The organism is Nocardia puris (genome assembly GCF_036051655.1).
Taxonomy (GTDB): domain Bacteria; phylum Actinomycetota; class Actinomycetes; order Mycobacteriales; family Mycobacteriaceae; genus Nocardia; species Nocardia puris.
This window is the reverse complement of sequence record NZ_CP107943.1, coordinates 6,980,130-6,992,912: the sequence shown is the minus strand read 5'-3', so window position 1 is coordinate 6,992,912 and position 12,783 is coordinate 6,980,130. Positions and strand designations below refer to the sequence as shown.

Annotated in this window: 12 protein-coding genes; 7 read left to right on the top strand and 5 right to left on the bottom strand. The window is 71.0% G+C overall.

The genetic code is table 11. The features are described from left to right. Positions 1-76 precede the first annotated feature (76 nt). From OHB21_RS32440 to OHB21_RS32410, 7 genes are read left to right on the top strand one after another with little or no spacing between them, the layout of a single operon-like run. Entirely contained in the window at positions 77-1,051 is a 975-nt protein-coding gene (locus OHB21_RS32440; protein WP_067509518.1) for an LLM class flavin-dependent oxidoreductase, read from the top strand. Between the two features lie 29 nt (positions 1,052-1,080). Continuing rightward, positions 1,081-1,611 carry a cupin domain-containing protein gene (locus OHB21_RS32435; RefSeq protein WP_067509516.1) on the top strand — a complete coding sequence of 177 codons (531 nt, stop codon included), beginning with the start codon at positions 1,081-1,083 and terminating at the stop codon, positions 1,609-1,611. Further along, on the top strand, positions 1,611-2,039 hold the full coding sequence (locus OHB21_RS32430) for a Zn-ribbon domain-containing OB-fold protein (protein WP_195124468.1): 429 nt from the start codon (positions 1,611-1,613) through the stop codon (positions 2,037-2,039). Before OHB21_RS32435 ends, OHB21_RS32430 begins: the two co-directional genes overlap by 1 nt. A 4-nt stretch (positions 2,040-2,043) precedes the next feature. Then, positions 2,044-3,207, top strand: a complete 1,164-nt coding sequence (locus OHB21_RS32425) for a thiolase family protein (RefSeq protein WP_195124467.1) — start codon at positions 2,044-2,046, stop codon at positions 3,205-3,207. Further along, a complete protein-coding gene (locus tag OHB21_RS32420) occupies positions 3,186-4,790 on the top strand; it encodes a long-chain-fatty-acid--CoA ligase (protein ID WP_324191870.1) in 1,605 nt (534 codons plus the stop codon). Before OHB21_RS32425 ends, OHB21_RS32420 begins: the two co-directional genes overlap by 22 nt. Continuing rightward, entirely contained in the window at positions 4,787-5,995 is a 1,209-nt protein-coding gene (locus tag OHB21_RS32415; protein ID WP_067509509.1) for a TetR/AcrR family transcriptional regulator, read from the top strand. Before OHB21_RS32420 ends, OHB21_RS32415 begins: the two co-directional genes overlap by 4 nt. Positions 5,996-6,018: 23 nt before the next feature. Then, the gene (locus tag OHB21_RS32410; protein WP_113974902.1) at positions 6,019-6,582 is read left to right on the top strand and encodes a hypothetical protein; all 564 of its coding nucleotides are present in this window, start codon (positions 6,019-6,021) and stop codon (positions 6,580-6,582) included. Here the strand turns inward: OHB21_RS32410 and OHB21_RS32405 are convergent. The 5 genes from OHB21_RS32405 to zwf form a co-directional block, all read right to left on the bottom strand. Continuing rightward, complete coding sequence (locus OHB21_RS32405; RefSeq protein ID WP_067509505.1) at positions 6,579-7,055, bottom strand: SRPBCC family protein; 477 nt, start codon at positions 7,053-7,055, stop codon at positions 6,579-6,581. The genes OHB21_RS32410 and OHB21_RS32405 overlap by 4 nt on opposite strands. Before the next feature lie 150 nt (positions 7,056-7,205). Continuing rightward, a complete protein-coding gene (locus OHB21_RS32400) occupies positions 7,206-9,485 on the bottom strand; it encodes a thiamine pyrophosphate-dependent enzyme (protein ID WP_195124465.1) in 2,280 nt (759 codons plus the stop codon). A gap of 43 nt (positions 9,486-9,528) precedes the next feature. Continuing rightward, positions 9,529-10,317, bottom strand: coding sequence for a 6-phosphogluconolactonase (pgl, locus tag OHB21_RS32395; RefSeq protein WP_084537686.1), 789 nt, complete (start codon positions 10,315-10,317; stop codon positions 9,529-9,531). Beyond that, positions 10,310-11,218 (bottom strand): glucose-6-phosphate dehydrogenase assembly protein OpcA, encoded by a 909-nt coding sequence (gene opcA, locus OHB21_RS32390; RefSeq protein ID WP_195124544.1) that lies wholly within the window; start codon positions 11,216-11,218, stop codon positions 10,310-10,312. Before opcA ends, pgl begins: the two co-directional genes overlap by 8 nt. Beyond that, positions 11,215-12,783: a glucose-6-phosphate dehydrogenase gene (gene zwf / locus OHB21_RS32385; RefSeq protein WP_067509498.1), complete on the bottom strand. Its 1,569-nt coding sequence runs from the start codon at positions 12,781-12,783 to the stop codon at positions 11,215-11,217. The genes opcA and zwf overlap by 4 nt, the downstream gene beginning before the upstream one ends.

The window sequence follows — 12,783 nt, the reverse complement described above, 5'->3', positions numbered from 1 at the left end:
ATGACCTACGACATATCTAGTCTTCATGGACTTCGCTGCTCGGCGAGTCCGCAGACCGCGCCTTGGGAGATCCCCGATGACACTCACCCTGTCGTGTTCGCTGACCAGTTCGCTGGCCAGCCACGAACACGCGCGGGTGGCCGAACGACTCGGCTACGCGCGCGCCTGGTTCTACGATTCGCCCGCCCTCTACGCCGACGTCTGGGTCCAGCTGTGCCGCGCCGCCGAGCGCACCGAGCGCATCGGACTGGGGCCCGGCGTGCTCGTCCCCTCGCTACGACACCCGATGGTGACCGCCGCGGCGATCGCCGAACTGGTGTCCCTCGCCGGCGCCGATCGCGTCGCGGTCGGCGTCGGGACCGGATTCACCGGCCGGGTCAGCATGGGGCAGCGACCGTCGCGCTGGCGCGATGTCGCCGGCTACATCGAAGCCGTCAAAGCCCTGCTGGCCGGTGAGCAGGTCGAGTGGGAGGGCGCGCCGATGCGGATGCTGCACGAGGCGCCGTTCGCCCCGGCCCGCCCCGTCACTGTGCCGTGGGTGGTGGCCGCCGAGGGGCCGAAAGGGATCGAGGTGGCGCGCAAGCACGCCGACGGTGTGCTCGCCGTGACCAAACCGATCCCCGGCTTCGCGTGGAGCTCCCAGGTCGTGTTCGGCACCGTCCTCGACGACGGCGAGGACCCGGGCTCCGAGCGCGCGATCGCGGCCGCCGGACACGGCGCGAGCGTATTGCTGCACGTGGCCAGCGAATTCGGCATGTTCGACCTGATCCCGGGCGCACGCGAGTGGGCCGAGACCGCGTATCGCGACGTCCCCGAACGCGAACGCCACCTCGCCCTGCACGAGGGGCACCTGCACTCGGTGAACGACCGGGACCGGCCGTTCGTCACCGCCGAGCTGATGGCGGCCACCGGCGTCGCCCTCGACCCGGCCCGCTGGCGGGACCGGCTGGCCGAACTCGCCGAGGCGGGCACCACCGAGATCGTCTACCAGCCGGCCGGGCCGGACATCCCGCGCGAACTCGAAGCGTTCGCCGCCGCCTTCCCGCACTGACCGCACCCTGTCGAAAGAGGTTCACCCCCATGAAGAATCGCCGGATCGTCCTCGGTACCGCCGCGAACGGAGACACCGTCGTGCTCGACGACGGCCCCGTCGAACCGGTGACCGCGACCCTGCTGCCCGGCGTGGAGATCTACCGCGTCTGGGAGACGGACAAGCCCGCGCTGCCGGTCGCCGCCGCGTCCGACGGTGACCGCAAGGCCCCGTTCTATCCCGCCCCGCCCGGGGTTCGGTTCGGATTCCTGTGTATCCCACCGGGAATCGACTACATTCCGCCGCCCGGTGCCGACCTGGCGGCGGCCGCCGCGGAGATGGAGGCGGCGCTGCCCGGCGCGGCCGAGACCTTCTCCACCGAACGGGCGGGCGAGCACACCACCCGGACCGTCGACTACGTCGTCGTGCTCAGCGGGCACGGCACGATGCGCGGCCCCGGCGTGGAAGTCGCCGTCGCCCCGGGGGATTGCCTGGTGCAGAACGGCACACCGCACGGGTGGTTCAACGACGGCGACGAAACCCTCGTGCTCGCCTACGCACTCATCGGCGCGGAGGGCTGATGCCGGACGTTCTCGCTCCCCTCGCCGCGCACCTGTTCACCGGCGAGCCGGACGCGCCGCGCCTGCTCGGCAGCCGTTGCGCGCCTTGCGATGTCACGACCTTCCCCGTTCAGTCGACCTGCCCGCGCTGCGGTCTCGGCGATCTGCTCGAGACGGAGTATCGCGAGACCGGCACGCTGTGGACTTTCACGATCCAGAACTTCCCGCCGAAATCACCGCCGTACGCGGGGGTGGGCGAATTCGTCCCCTACGCCGTGGGATACGTCGAGTTCGCGGGTCAGGGGTTGGTCGAAGGCCGGATCGACTGCGCGGACCCGGAGTCGCTGGCGATCGGAATGCCGATGCGGGTGCGGTTGTGCGCGTTCGAGAGTGCGGGCGGCGCGCGGTCGATCCACTGTTTCCGCCCCCTGGCCGAGGACGGGGGGTGACCGCATGGACACCGCGATCGTCGGCATCGGGCTGTATCCGTTCGGCAGGCATCCGGGGGTGTCCGCGGTGGCGATGGGCGCGCTGGCGGCGCGTGCCGCACTGCGCGACGCGGGAGTCGAGTGGCGTGACATAGATTTCGCTTTCGGCGGGTCCTACGGCGCCAACACCGCCGCGGGCGAGGGCACGACGGCCGACTCCCTGGTGCGGTGGATGGGATTGACCGGCCTGCCGTTCGTGAACGTGTCCAACGGATGCGCCACGGCGGGCAGCGCGGTGGCGATGGCCTGCAACGCCGTCGCCGCCGGGCAGGGCGGCCTGGGACTGGTCGTCGGATTCGACAAACACGCGCGCGGCGCCTTCGACGTGAACCCCGCCCTGTTCGGGCTCGAATCCTGGTACGGCGACACGGGTCTCATGCTCACCACCCAGTTCTTCGCCATGAAGATCAACCGCTACCTGCACGACCACGGCATCGATCCGTTCCTGCTCGCCGAGATCGCGGCCAAGAGCTACCGCAACGGTGCGCGGACCCCGACCGCGTGGCGCCGGGAGCCGTTCACCGCCGAACAGATCGCCGCCGCGCCCATGCTGAACCACCCGCTCACCAAGTACATGTTCTGCGCGCCCAGCGAGGGTGCGGCCGCGCTGGTGGTGTGCCCGGCCGAGCACGCCCACCGCTACACCGACACTCCGGTCTACATCCGCGGAATCTCGGTGCGCACCAGGCAGTTCGGCTCGTTCGAGGTCTTCTCGACCTCGCTGCCCGCCGAGCGTGCCCCCGCCCCGACGGTCGCCGCCGCGGCCGCCTGCTTCGACATGGCGGGCATCGGGCCCGACGAAGTGCGGGTGGCTCAGCTCCAGGATTCCGAGGCGGGCGCCGAGCTGATGCATATGGCGGAGAACGGATTCTGCGCCGACGGCGAACAGGAGCGGCTCGTCCGGTCCGGCGCCACCGCCCTCGACGGCCGCCTCGCGATCAACACCGACGGCGGGCTGCTCTGCAACGGCGAACCCATCGGCGCGTCCGGGCTGCGCCAGATCCACGAGATCTGCGTGCAGTTGCGCGGACAGGCCGGGGCGCGGCAGGTGCCCGGCACGCCGCGGGTCGGCTACACCCAGGTCTACGGCGCACCCGGCGTGGCGGCGTGCGTCCTGCTGACCACCTGACCGCGAACCGCCACGAGAACCAGGACAGCGTCATGTATCTCACGCAGGGACTGCACCGGGCACTGGCCGCCCACCCCGACCGCGTCGCCTCCGTCTACGGCGACCGCACCCGCACGTTCGCCGAACAGGCCGAGCGCGTGCGCCGTTTCGCCGGCGGATTGCGCGCGCTCGGCCTGCGCGCCGACGACCGGGTCGGCATGCTCTCCCTCAATTCCGACCGCTACCTCGACTATCTGCTCGCCACCTGCTGGGCCGACGGCGTGCTCAACACCGTCAACATCCGGTGGAGCGTGCCGGAGATCGCCGCGTCGCTGAACGACTGCGACACCAAGATCCTCTGTGTCGGAGACGAATTCGCCGAGACGGCCGCTGCGGTCCGCGCGCGGTGTCCGGGCCTGGCCGAGCTCGTCTGGTGCGGCGACGGACCCGCGCCCGAGGGCATGCTGCCGGTCGAGGAATTGATCGCGGGCGCAGATCCGGTCGAGGACAGCAGGCGTGGCGGAGACAGTCTCGCCGCCCTGTTCTACACCGGGGGCACCACCGGCCGCGCCAAGGGCGTGATGCTCAGCCACGACAACCTGATGACCTCCGCGCTCGGCGCCATGGCCACCTGCGGGTTCGCCACCCCCGGCGGGTCGATGCTGCACGCCGCGCCCATGTTCCACCTCGGTGACCTGGCGGGGTGGGTCGCGCACACGACGCTCGGCAACACCCAGGTGGTGATCCCCAGGTTCGAGCCGGGCGAGGTGCTGCGGGCCGTGGCCGCGCACGGAGTCACCGACCTGCTGCTGGTGGCCACCATGGTGCGCATGGTGTTCGAGCACCCGGACTGCGACGACACCGATCTGAGCAGTCTGCGGCGCCTCGTCTACGGGGCCGCGCCGATCCCGACGACCGTGCTCGAGCGTGTGCTCGCGAAGGTGCCGAGCCTCGAGTGCGTGCAGACCTACGGCATGACCGAACTCTCCCCGGTGGCGACCATGCTCACCCCGGCCGACCACCGGCCCGGATCGGATCGGCTGCGGTCGGTCGGGCGGCCCGCCGTGCACTGCGAGCTGCGCGTGGTCGACCGCGAGGAGCGTCCGGTCGGTGCCGGCGTCGTCGGCGAGGTGGTGGTGCGCGGGGACGGCGTGATGCGGGGCTACTGGAACCTGCCCGACACCACCGCCGAGGCGCTGCGCGGCGGCTGGATGCACACCGGCGACGGCGGCTATCTCGACGCGGACGGCTATCTTTTCCTGGTCGACCGGATCAAGGACATGATCATCACGGGAGGGGAGAACGTGTATTCCATGGAAGTGGAGAACGCGGTGACCGGTCACCCTGACGTGGCCGCGTGCGCGGTGGTCGGCGTGCCCGACGACCGGTACGGCGAACGCGTGCACGCGGTGGTGGTGCCGCGCGCGGGGACGCGGCCCGGCGTCGAGGACATCCGCGCGTTCACCAAGCAGATGATCGCCGGGTACAAGGTGCCGCGATCGGTCAGTTTCGCCGACGAACTGCCGCTGTCGGCGGCTGGAAAGGTGCTCAAACACGTGCTGCGCGAACAACTCTCCGCGGTGACCGCCGCCGGAGATCGATGACCGCGACCGCCGGCGACGCCGCATCAGGGCGCAGGCCGCGCGACCGCAGGCTGTCCGTGGCGAAGGAAGCGGCGGACATGTTCGCGGCGCGGGGGTTCGCCGCGGTGCGGATGGAGGACATCGCCCGGTCGGTCGGGGTGACCGCCCGAGCCCTGTACCGGCACTACCGCAACAAGAACGAGCTGCTGTACGCGGTGGCGCTGGCGTCCCAGGACCCCTACAACGTCGCGCTGGACGAGGCGGCGGCGCAGTCCACACCGCGCGCGCGGTTCCGCTCGGCGATCGCGGCGCTGGTCGAGGTCACCCTCGACGGCCGGTCCCACGCGGTGCTCTGGCAACGGGAGGCCCGGCACCTGCGGCCGGAGGAACGCGCGGTCGTCCGCACCCGGCTCACCGCGATCGCGCGCCGCATCGCCGATCTCATCGCGGACTATCGCGGCGGGCCCGACGGCGCCGGTTCGCCCACGGTCGAACTGCTCGCGTGGGCGGTGCTGTCGGTGGTGGCCAGCACCGGTCACCACACGCGGACATTGCCGCGACCGGAGTCCGACCGGATTCTGCTGGCGGCGGCCGAGGCGATCGCATTGCTGGATCCGCCCGAACCGGCCGGGGCGGCCCCCGCGGTCGTGCCTCTCACCTCCCGGCGCGAGCAGATCCTCGAGCACTCGGCGCGGCTGTTCGCCGAACGCGGGTACCCGGCGGTGTCGGTGGAGGACATCGGCGAGGCGGCCGGCATTCTGGGACCCAGTGTGTACCACTACTTTCCGAGCAAGGAACTGGTGCTCGGCGCCCTGATCAACCGGGTGAACGAGTGGATGACGCTGGGCTTGTTCACCGCCAAGGGTGCCGCCACGCGCCCCGCCGACGCCCTGGCGCGGATGACCGAGTACTACGTGTCCTTCGCCATCCGGTTCCCGGACCTGGCGGGCATCGCCGTGACCGAACGCCTGTACCTGGGCGACCCGGCCGCCGACACCGCCCGCCGCGTGCGCAACGAGCTGGTCGCCGAATGGGCCGCCGTCCTCGCCGAACACCGCCCGGAGCTCTCGCCTTTGGCGGCGACCCTGCTGACCGAGGTCGTGATCGCACTGGTCGACGACCTCGCTCGCACCCCGCACCTGCGCAAGCCGGGCATGGCCACCCAAGTGACAGCACTCGCCGAGGCGGTGTACGCCGTCGCCCTTCCGGCCACCGACGACACCTGATTCCCGGCCGGTACGGTGGCGTGATGCGTGATGGGGGTGAAGAGCGGGCCGGCGGGATGCCGGCGTGGTGGATGGTGTGGGCGCTGACGACGGGGTCCGTCGCGGTGCTCTGCTGCGGGTTGGCGATCTGGCGGCAACTGGTCGACGGTGACGCGACGTACACGCTCCTCGCCGGTGGTGGTCTGGTGCTGGCGGGGCTGTCGTGGTTGTTCTGCACGTTGAGCGGGATGTTTCTGCGCAGGCGCGGCAATCTGCTGAGCCTCGTGGCGCCGGCGGTGGTGCTCGCGTCGTGGTCGCTGCTGTGGTCGGGCGGGCCCGAGCGTCTCGGCTGGTGGCTGTCCGAGGGCGCCATGAACTCGGCGGCCGCCGAATGTGTGCCGACGAACGATCAGTCCCGGTTCGGGGTGTACACCATCACGCGGGTGGACCGGTATTCCGGCGGATGCCTGTTCCACAACAGCAGTTCGCTGATCGGCACCGCCGGGTTCGCGCACTTCGAGCACGAACCGCCCGTGCCGTCCCCCGGCGACAGTGTCGCCTACCGGTTCACCCACTTCGACGGCGACTGGTACCGCTTCCTGCGCTAGCGGTACTCCTCGGTGAGGGGTGGGTAGTCCGACCAGGTGGGGAGGGGTTTGTAGTCGAGGTAGGCGGTGAGGCGGTCGAGGAGGTACTGCCAGCGGGGGCCGACGGCGGGGGCGTCGGCGTGGCAGAGGTGGCGGCGGGTGAGTTCGAGGTTGGTGAGCACGCCGACGCGGCCGAGATGGAGTTCGAGGATGCAGCCGTCGATGTGGATCACCAGTTCGTGCGGGGCCGCGCAGTGGTCCACGCGCACCGCGACCGGGCCGGGGATGGGGCCGTCCAGCAGTTCGATGGTGAAGTTGCCGCCACCGCCGGACACCTTGCCCAGCCAGCGTTCGAGCTGGGCGGGCGCGGTGCACGCCGACCAGACCTCGAGGACGGGCTGGCGGTACGAGCGCAGGTAGTGCAGCAGGACGCGGTCGTCGCCGGCGCCGGGATCGTGCTCGGGTCGCACCTCACCGAGGATGGACATCGTCATGGCCCTACCCTTTCGCCGCGGACTTCGTCGTCTGCTCCAGGGTATTTCCCGTAACCGCGCGCCGAATCCGGAACTCGCGGATCGGTCGCGATCCACGTGTAGTTCGGCTGTGGCGCCGACGATCCCCGCCTCGATTCCGTAACTCGCGGATCAGTGCCGATCCGCGAGTAGTTCCGCTGCGGCGGCGACGATCCCGGCCTCGTCCAGCAGCACGGCGTCGGCGGCGGGGCCGAGCGGGACGAAGCTGTCGGCGCTGGTGACCCGCGCGACGCGGCCGGTGAACCCGCCGTCCAGCAGCGCGGCGCAAACGGACTCGGACACCCCGCCGGAGCGTCGCGTCTCGTCGGCAACCAGCACCCGCCCGGTGGTGCGGGCGTGGGTGAGCAGATCCTCGACGGGCAGCGGCGCGAGCCAGCGCAGGTCGAGAACACGCGCGTGCGCACCGCGTGCGGCGAGCGTGTGCGTCGCGCGCAGGCTCATCGGGACGCCGTTGCCGAAGGTGACGATGGTCAGATCGGCGCCGTCCCCGTGGACGCGGGCGCGACCCACCGGAACATGCTCGGCGGCGGGCGGCGCGAGCCACGCGCCGTCGCCGGGATACAGGTCCTTGGTGTGGTACAGCGCGATCGGCTCGATGAACACGCACACCCGCCCGTCGACCCGCGCGGCGGACACACACGTGCGCAACAGGGCGTCGGCGTCGTCGGCGCGCGACGGCACCGCGAGGATCACGCCCGGGATATCCCGCAGCGCCGCAAGGGAATTGTCGTTGTGGAAGTGCCCGCCGAACCCCTTCTGATACGCCAGCCCGGCGATGCGCACCACCATCGGATTGCGGTAGCGGCCGTGCGAGAAGAACTGCAAAGTCGCCGCCTCGCCGCGCACTTGGTCCGCGGCGTTGTGCAGGTAGGCGAGGTACTGGATCTCCGGGATCGGCACGAAACCCGCCAGCGCCGTACCGAGGGCGGTGCCGAGCACGCTCTGCTCGTCCAGCAGCGTGTCGAATACCCGCCGCGCGCCGAACTGTTTCTGCAACCCCTTGGTGACGCCGTAGACGCCACCCTTGCGCCCGACGTCCTCGCCGAAGACCAGCACATCCGAGTCGCGGGCGAGTAGGTCGGCGAGGGTGCGGTTGACGGCCTGGGCGAGCGTGAGTGGTTCGGAACGGGTTGTGGGCGTGGTGATTGCGAATGTGGAATCGAGCTGCGTGCCGGACCGCTCCGCTACGCTCCCGTTCGTGTCGTCGGGCTCGGAGCCGCCGAAGCGCGAATGATCCGCCCCCGAACGCGATGCCGGGAGGACCGCCGAGGTGATGACGTCGGCGCGGACGGCGTCGGGCCGCAGCGGCGCGAGCGGTGCCGTCACCGCGGCCGCCGTGGTGAGTTTCGGCTCGCGCCAGACCAATTCGGCCATCGTCGCCACGCGGTGGGCGATGTCGTCGTAGCGGGCCAGCACCTCGGACGGTTTCGTGATCCCCGAGGTGACCAGCAGGCGCCCGGTCGCCAGCACGGGATCGCGGCGCAGATCGGCGGCGATATCGGCGGCGCGGCGATAGGCGGACTCCACGTCGGACCCCGCGTGCCCGAGCAGACGCACCGTGCGCAGCCGCAGGAATGCGGGTGCGCGGTGTTCGCGCACCCAGTCGGCGGCCCGGCGGGCGGTGGCGAGCGCGTCGAGCGGATCGCATCCGTCGGCGGTGAAGTAGGTCAGGCCGGGCCGCGCGCCGTAGGCGTGCTCGATCCAGTCCGGGGGAGTGGGCACGCTGATGCCGATCCCGTTGTCCTCGCACACGAACAGGATCGGCACCGGAATCCCTTGGTGTGCCGTATGAATCGCGGTGTTGATGGCCCCGGTAGCGGTGGAGTGGTTGGCCGACGCGTCGCCGAACGTGCACAGCACCACCGCGTCGGCAGGCCACTCCGTCGCCCGGCCCAGCCGCGCCGCGCGCTCGATCCCGAACGCCAGCCCCACCGCGCGCGGCAGATGCGAGGCGATGGTCGAGGTCTGCGGGATCACGTGCGCGGCTTTGCTGCCGAACACCTTGTGCCTGCCGCCGGAGATGGGGTCGACCGCCGCGGCCACCACCCCGAGCAGCACGTCCCGGATCGGGTCGAGACCCGGCACCCGCCGCGCCCGGTGCACGAAGAACGCGCCCGAACGATAGTGCAGCAGAGCGGGATCGGTGACCCGCAGCGCCGCCGACACCGCGGCGTTGCCCTCGTGCCCCGACGACCCGATGCTGTAGTACCCGCGCCGCGCGACACCCAGTGCGCGCGCGGCGAAGTCGAGATGCCTACTGGTGGCCTGGGCTTCGAACAGCTCCCACAACTGCGCCGCGTCGAGCTCGGAGTTCGCGGCGGGCGCGGTGGGGAGTTCGGTGATCTCGGCTCGGAAGAGCTCGTCGAGCGTCCGGCCCGCGTCGGCGCTCACGTGCCGGCCCCGGACGCCGCACGGCTGCGCACGCGGCCGGGCCTCAGCTCAGACCCGCCGCGGCGTCCTGATCCAGCAGCCACGTCGTGGACTCGCTGCCGCGCGCCCCGGCGGCCGGAATGTCGACCGGGTCCGCGCCGCCGAGCGCGGCGGCGACCGCCTCCGCCTTGGCCGCGCCGCCCACCACGAGCACCACGTGGCGGGAGCGGCGCACCGCCGGCAGCGTGAGGGTGACCCGCACCGGTGGCGGCTTCGGCGAATCCGTCACCGCGACAACGAGTTCGTGCTCCTCGCGCACCGCGTCGGTGTGCGGGAACAGCGAATTCACGTGTCCCTCACCGCCCATGCCGAGCAGATGCAGATCGAACGCCCCGTGCTCGGCCAGATACGCGTGCACGGCGGTGGAGTACTCGGCGGCCGCCTCGACCGGATCGGGGTACTCGCCGTCGGACGTGGCGACCGGGTGGACGCGCGCGTGATCGACCGGCACGTGATCCAGCAGCGCCTGCCTGGCCTGCAATTCGTTGCGCTCCGCGTCGCCCGCCGGGACGAAACGCTCGTCGCCCCAGAAGAGATCGAGCTTCGCCCAGTCGATGTCGCCGGGCGCCTGGCGCACCTTCTCCAGCAGCGCGACACCGGACCCGCCGCCGGTGAGCACCACCGACGCCGATCCGCGCGCGGCCTGCGCGGCGACCACCACCTGCACGAAACGCGCCGCCGCCGCGGCGATCAACTCGGCGTTGCCCGGATGCACTTCGACGGTGTTCGCGGGGAAACCGCTGTCGATGCGCCGATCCTGATCGGCGTACTGCTGAGCGGGGGTCTCACTCATAGGTCACCTTCTCGATTCCGGCGAGGGCCTCGACGTAGATGTCGTCGGCGTCGAGCCTGCGCAGTTCCTCGGCCAGGCAGTCGCGGGTCTCCCTGCGCGCCAACGCGATCCGCTGATCGGGATCGCCGGTCCTGGTGAGCGTGGCGGTGCGCCCGGTCTGCGGCCGCTCGATGGCGATGGACACCGTGGGCCGGTGCACCTCCACCCGCAGCGGTCCCGTGCGCCGGTGCACCGGGCAGTTCAGCCGCGCCGCCAACCAGCCCGCCAGGATGTCCAGCGCCGGCTCCTCGCGCAGGCCCGACACCGTGACCGAGTCGACCGGCTCGAACGGCGGCTCGTCGAGCGAGGCCGCCAGCAGCGCCCGCCAGTACGTGATCCGGCTCCACGCCAGATCGGTATCGCCGGGAGCGTAGGAGTTCAGGCGGTTCTTGATGGTGGCCTGCGGATCGCGGGCGAAGGTGGCGTCGGTGATGCGCCGGGTGGCCAGCTTGCCCACCGAATCCCGGGACGGGAACTCCGGCGCGCCCCGCGGCCACCACGCCACCACGGGCGTGTCGGGCAGCAGGAACGGGATCACCACGCTGCTCTCGTGATTCACCAGCTGTCCCTGCAACCGCAGCACGATCACCTCGGCCGCGCCCGCGTCGCCGCCGACGCGGATCTGCGCGTCCAATTTGGTCTCGGCGTCCCGGTCGCCGCGCGCGAGAACCACCACGCGGCAAGGGTGTTCGCGACTGGCGTCGTTGGCCGCATCGATGGCGTCCTCGGCCTCGGAGCTGTCCAGCGTGCACACCACCAGGGTGAGCACCCGGCCCATGGTGATGACGCCGTTGGTCTCGCGCAGCTGGATGAGGCGCTTGGTCACCGCGCCGGTCGTGGTGTCGGGCAGGTCGATGATCACGGTCGCCGCCATTCCCGGCCGGTGCGGGCCAGCATCTCGTCGGCCGAGTCCGGGCCCCAGGTGCCCGCCTCGTACGGTTCGGGCCTGCCGTCGGCCGCCCAGTGCTCGAGCACGGGATCCAGGATGCGCCAGGACAATTCGACCTCGGCGTTCACCGGGAACAGCGAGGGCACGCCCAGCAGCACGTCCAGGATCAGGCGCTCGTAGGCCTCGGGGGAGGATTCGGTGAACGCCTCGCCGTAGCTGAAGTCCATGTTGACGTCGCGGACCTCCATGCCCGATCCGGGCACCTTGGAGCCGAACCGCATGGTGATGCCCTCGTCGGGCTGCACCCGGATCACCAGCGCGTTCTGGCCGAGTTCCTCGGTCATGGTCTGGTCGAAGGGCAGGTGCGGCGCGCGCTTGAACACCACCGCGATCTCGGTCACCCGGCGCCCCAGGCGTTTTCCGGTGCGCAGGTAGAACGGCACCCCGGCCCAGCGGCGGGTGTCGACCTCGAGGGTGATGGCCGCGTAGGTCTCGGTGCGCGAGTTCGGGTCGAAACCCTCTTCGTCGAGCAGGCCCACCACGTGCTCGCCGCCCTGCCAGCCCTCGGCGTACTGGCCGCGCGCGGTGGTCTCGTCCAGCGGCTCCACCAGTTTGGTGGCGGAGAGCACCTTGATCTTCTCGGTCTGCAATTGCTTGGGCTCGAAGCTGATCGGCTCCTCCATGGCGGTGAGCGCGAGCAGCTGCAACAGGTGGTTCTGGATGACGTCGCGCGCCGCGCCGATGCCGTCGTAGTAGCCGGCGCGCCCGCCCAGGCCGATGTCCTCGGCCATGGTGATCTGCACGTGGTCGACGTAGTTGGCGTTCCAGATCGGGTCGAACAGCTGGTTGGCGAAGCGCAGCGCCAGCACGTTCTGCACCGTCTCCTTGCCGAGATAGTGGTCGATGCGGAACACCGTCTCCTCCGGGAACACCCGGTTGACCAGCGCGTTCAGCTCCACCGCGCTGTCCAGGTCGTGCCCGAACGGCTTCTCGATCACCACCCGCCGCCACGGTTTGCGGCCCGCCGCGTCGGTGGTGGAGGGCTCGGCGAGCTTGTGCTCGGAGAGCTGGTCCAGCACCACCGGGAACATGTCCGGCGGAATCGACAGGTAGAAGGCGTGATTGCCGCCCGTGCCGCGTTCGGCGTCGAGCCGGGCCAAGGTGTCGGCGAGGGTCGCGAAGGCCGCGTCGTCGTCGAAGGTGCCCTGCACGAACCGGATCCCCTCCGCCAGGTGGTCCCAGACCTCCTGGCGGAAGGGCGTGCGGGCGTGGGACTTCACCGCGTCGAGCACGACTTGCGCGAAGTCCTCGTCGGCGTAGTCACGCCGGGCGAAGCCGACCAGGGCGAAACCGGGGGGCAGCAGCCCCCGGTTCGCCAGGTCGTAGATGGCGGGCATCAGTTTCTTGCGGGACAGGTCGCCGGTGACGCCGAAGATCACCAGGCTGCACGGGCCCGCGATCCGCGGTACCCGCTTGTCCCGCTCGTCGCGCAGTGGGTTCTGCCATCCGGTCGACGGGCGAGTGGCTGTGCCTGCCAT

Excerpts from the sequence above, each read along its gene's own strand:
- zwf (WP_067509498.1), bottom strand. The coding sequence starts at position 12,783 with ATGGCAGGCACAGCCACTCGCCCGTCGACCGGATGGCAGAACCCACTG.
- OHB21_RS32425 (WP_195124467.1), top strand. The coding sequence starts at position 2,044 with ATGGACACCGCGATCGTCGGCATCGGGCTGTATCCGTTCGGCAGGCAT.
- pgl (WP_084537686.1), bottom strand. The coding sequence starts at position 10,317 with ATGAGTGAGACCCCCGCTCAGCAGTACGCCGATCAGGATCGGCGCATC.
- OHB21_RS32430 (WP_195124468.1), top strand. The coding sequence starts at position 1,611 with ATGCCGGACGTTCTCGCTCCCCTCGCCGCGCACCTGTTCACCGGCGAG.
- OHB21_RS32410 (WP_113974902.1), top strand. The coding sequence starts at position 6,019 with ATGCGTGATGGGGGTGAAGAGCGGGCCGGCGGGATGCCGGCGTGGTGG.
- OHB21_RS32440 (WP_067509518.1), top strand. The coding sequence starts at position 77 with ATGACACTCACCCTGTCGTGTTCGCTGACCAGTTCGCTGGCCAGCCAC.
- OHB21_RS32415 (WP_067509509.1), top strand. The coding sequence starts at position 4,787 with ATGACCGCGACCGCCGGCGACGCCGCATCAGGGCGCAGGCCGCGCGAC.
- OHB21_RS32435 (WP_067509516.1), top strand. The coding sequence starts at position 1,081 with ATGAAGAATCGCCGGATCGTCCTCGGTACCGCCGCGAACGGAGACACC.
- OHB21_RS32405 (WP_067509505.1), bottom strand. The coding sequence starts at position 7,055 with ATGACGATGTCCATCCTCGGTGAGGTGCGACCCGAGCACGATCCCGGC.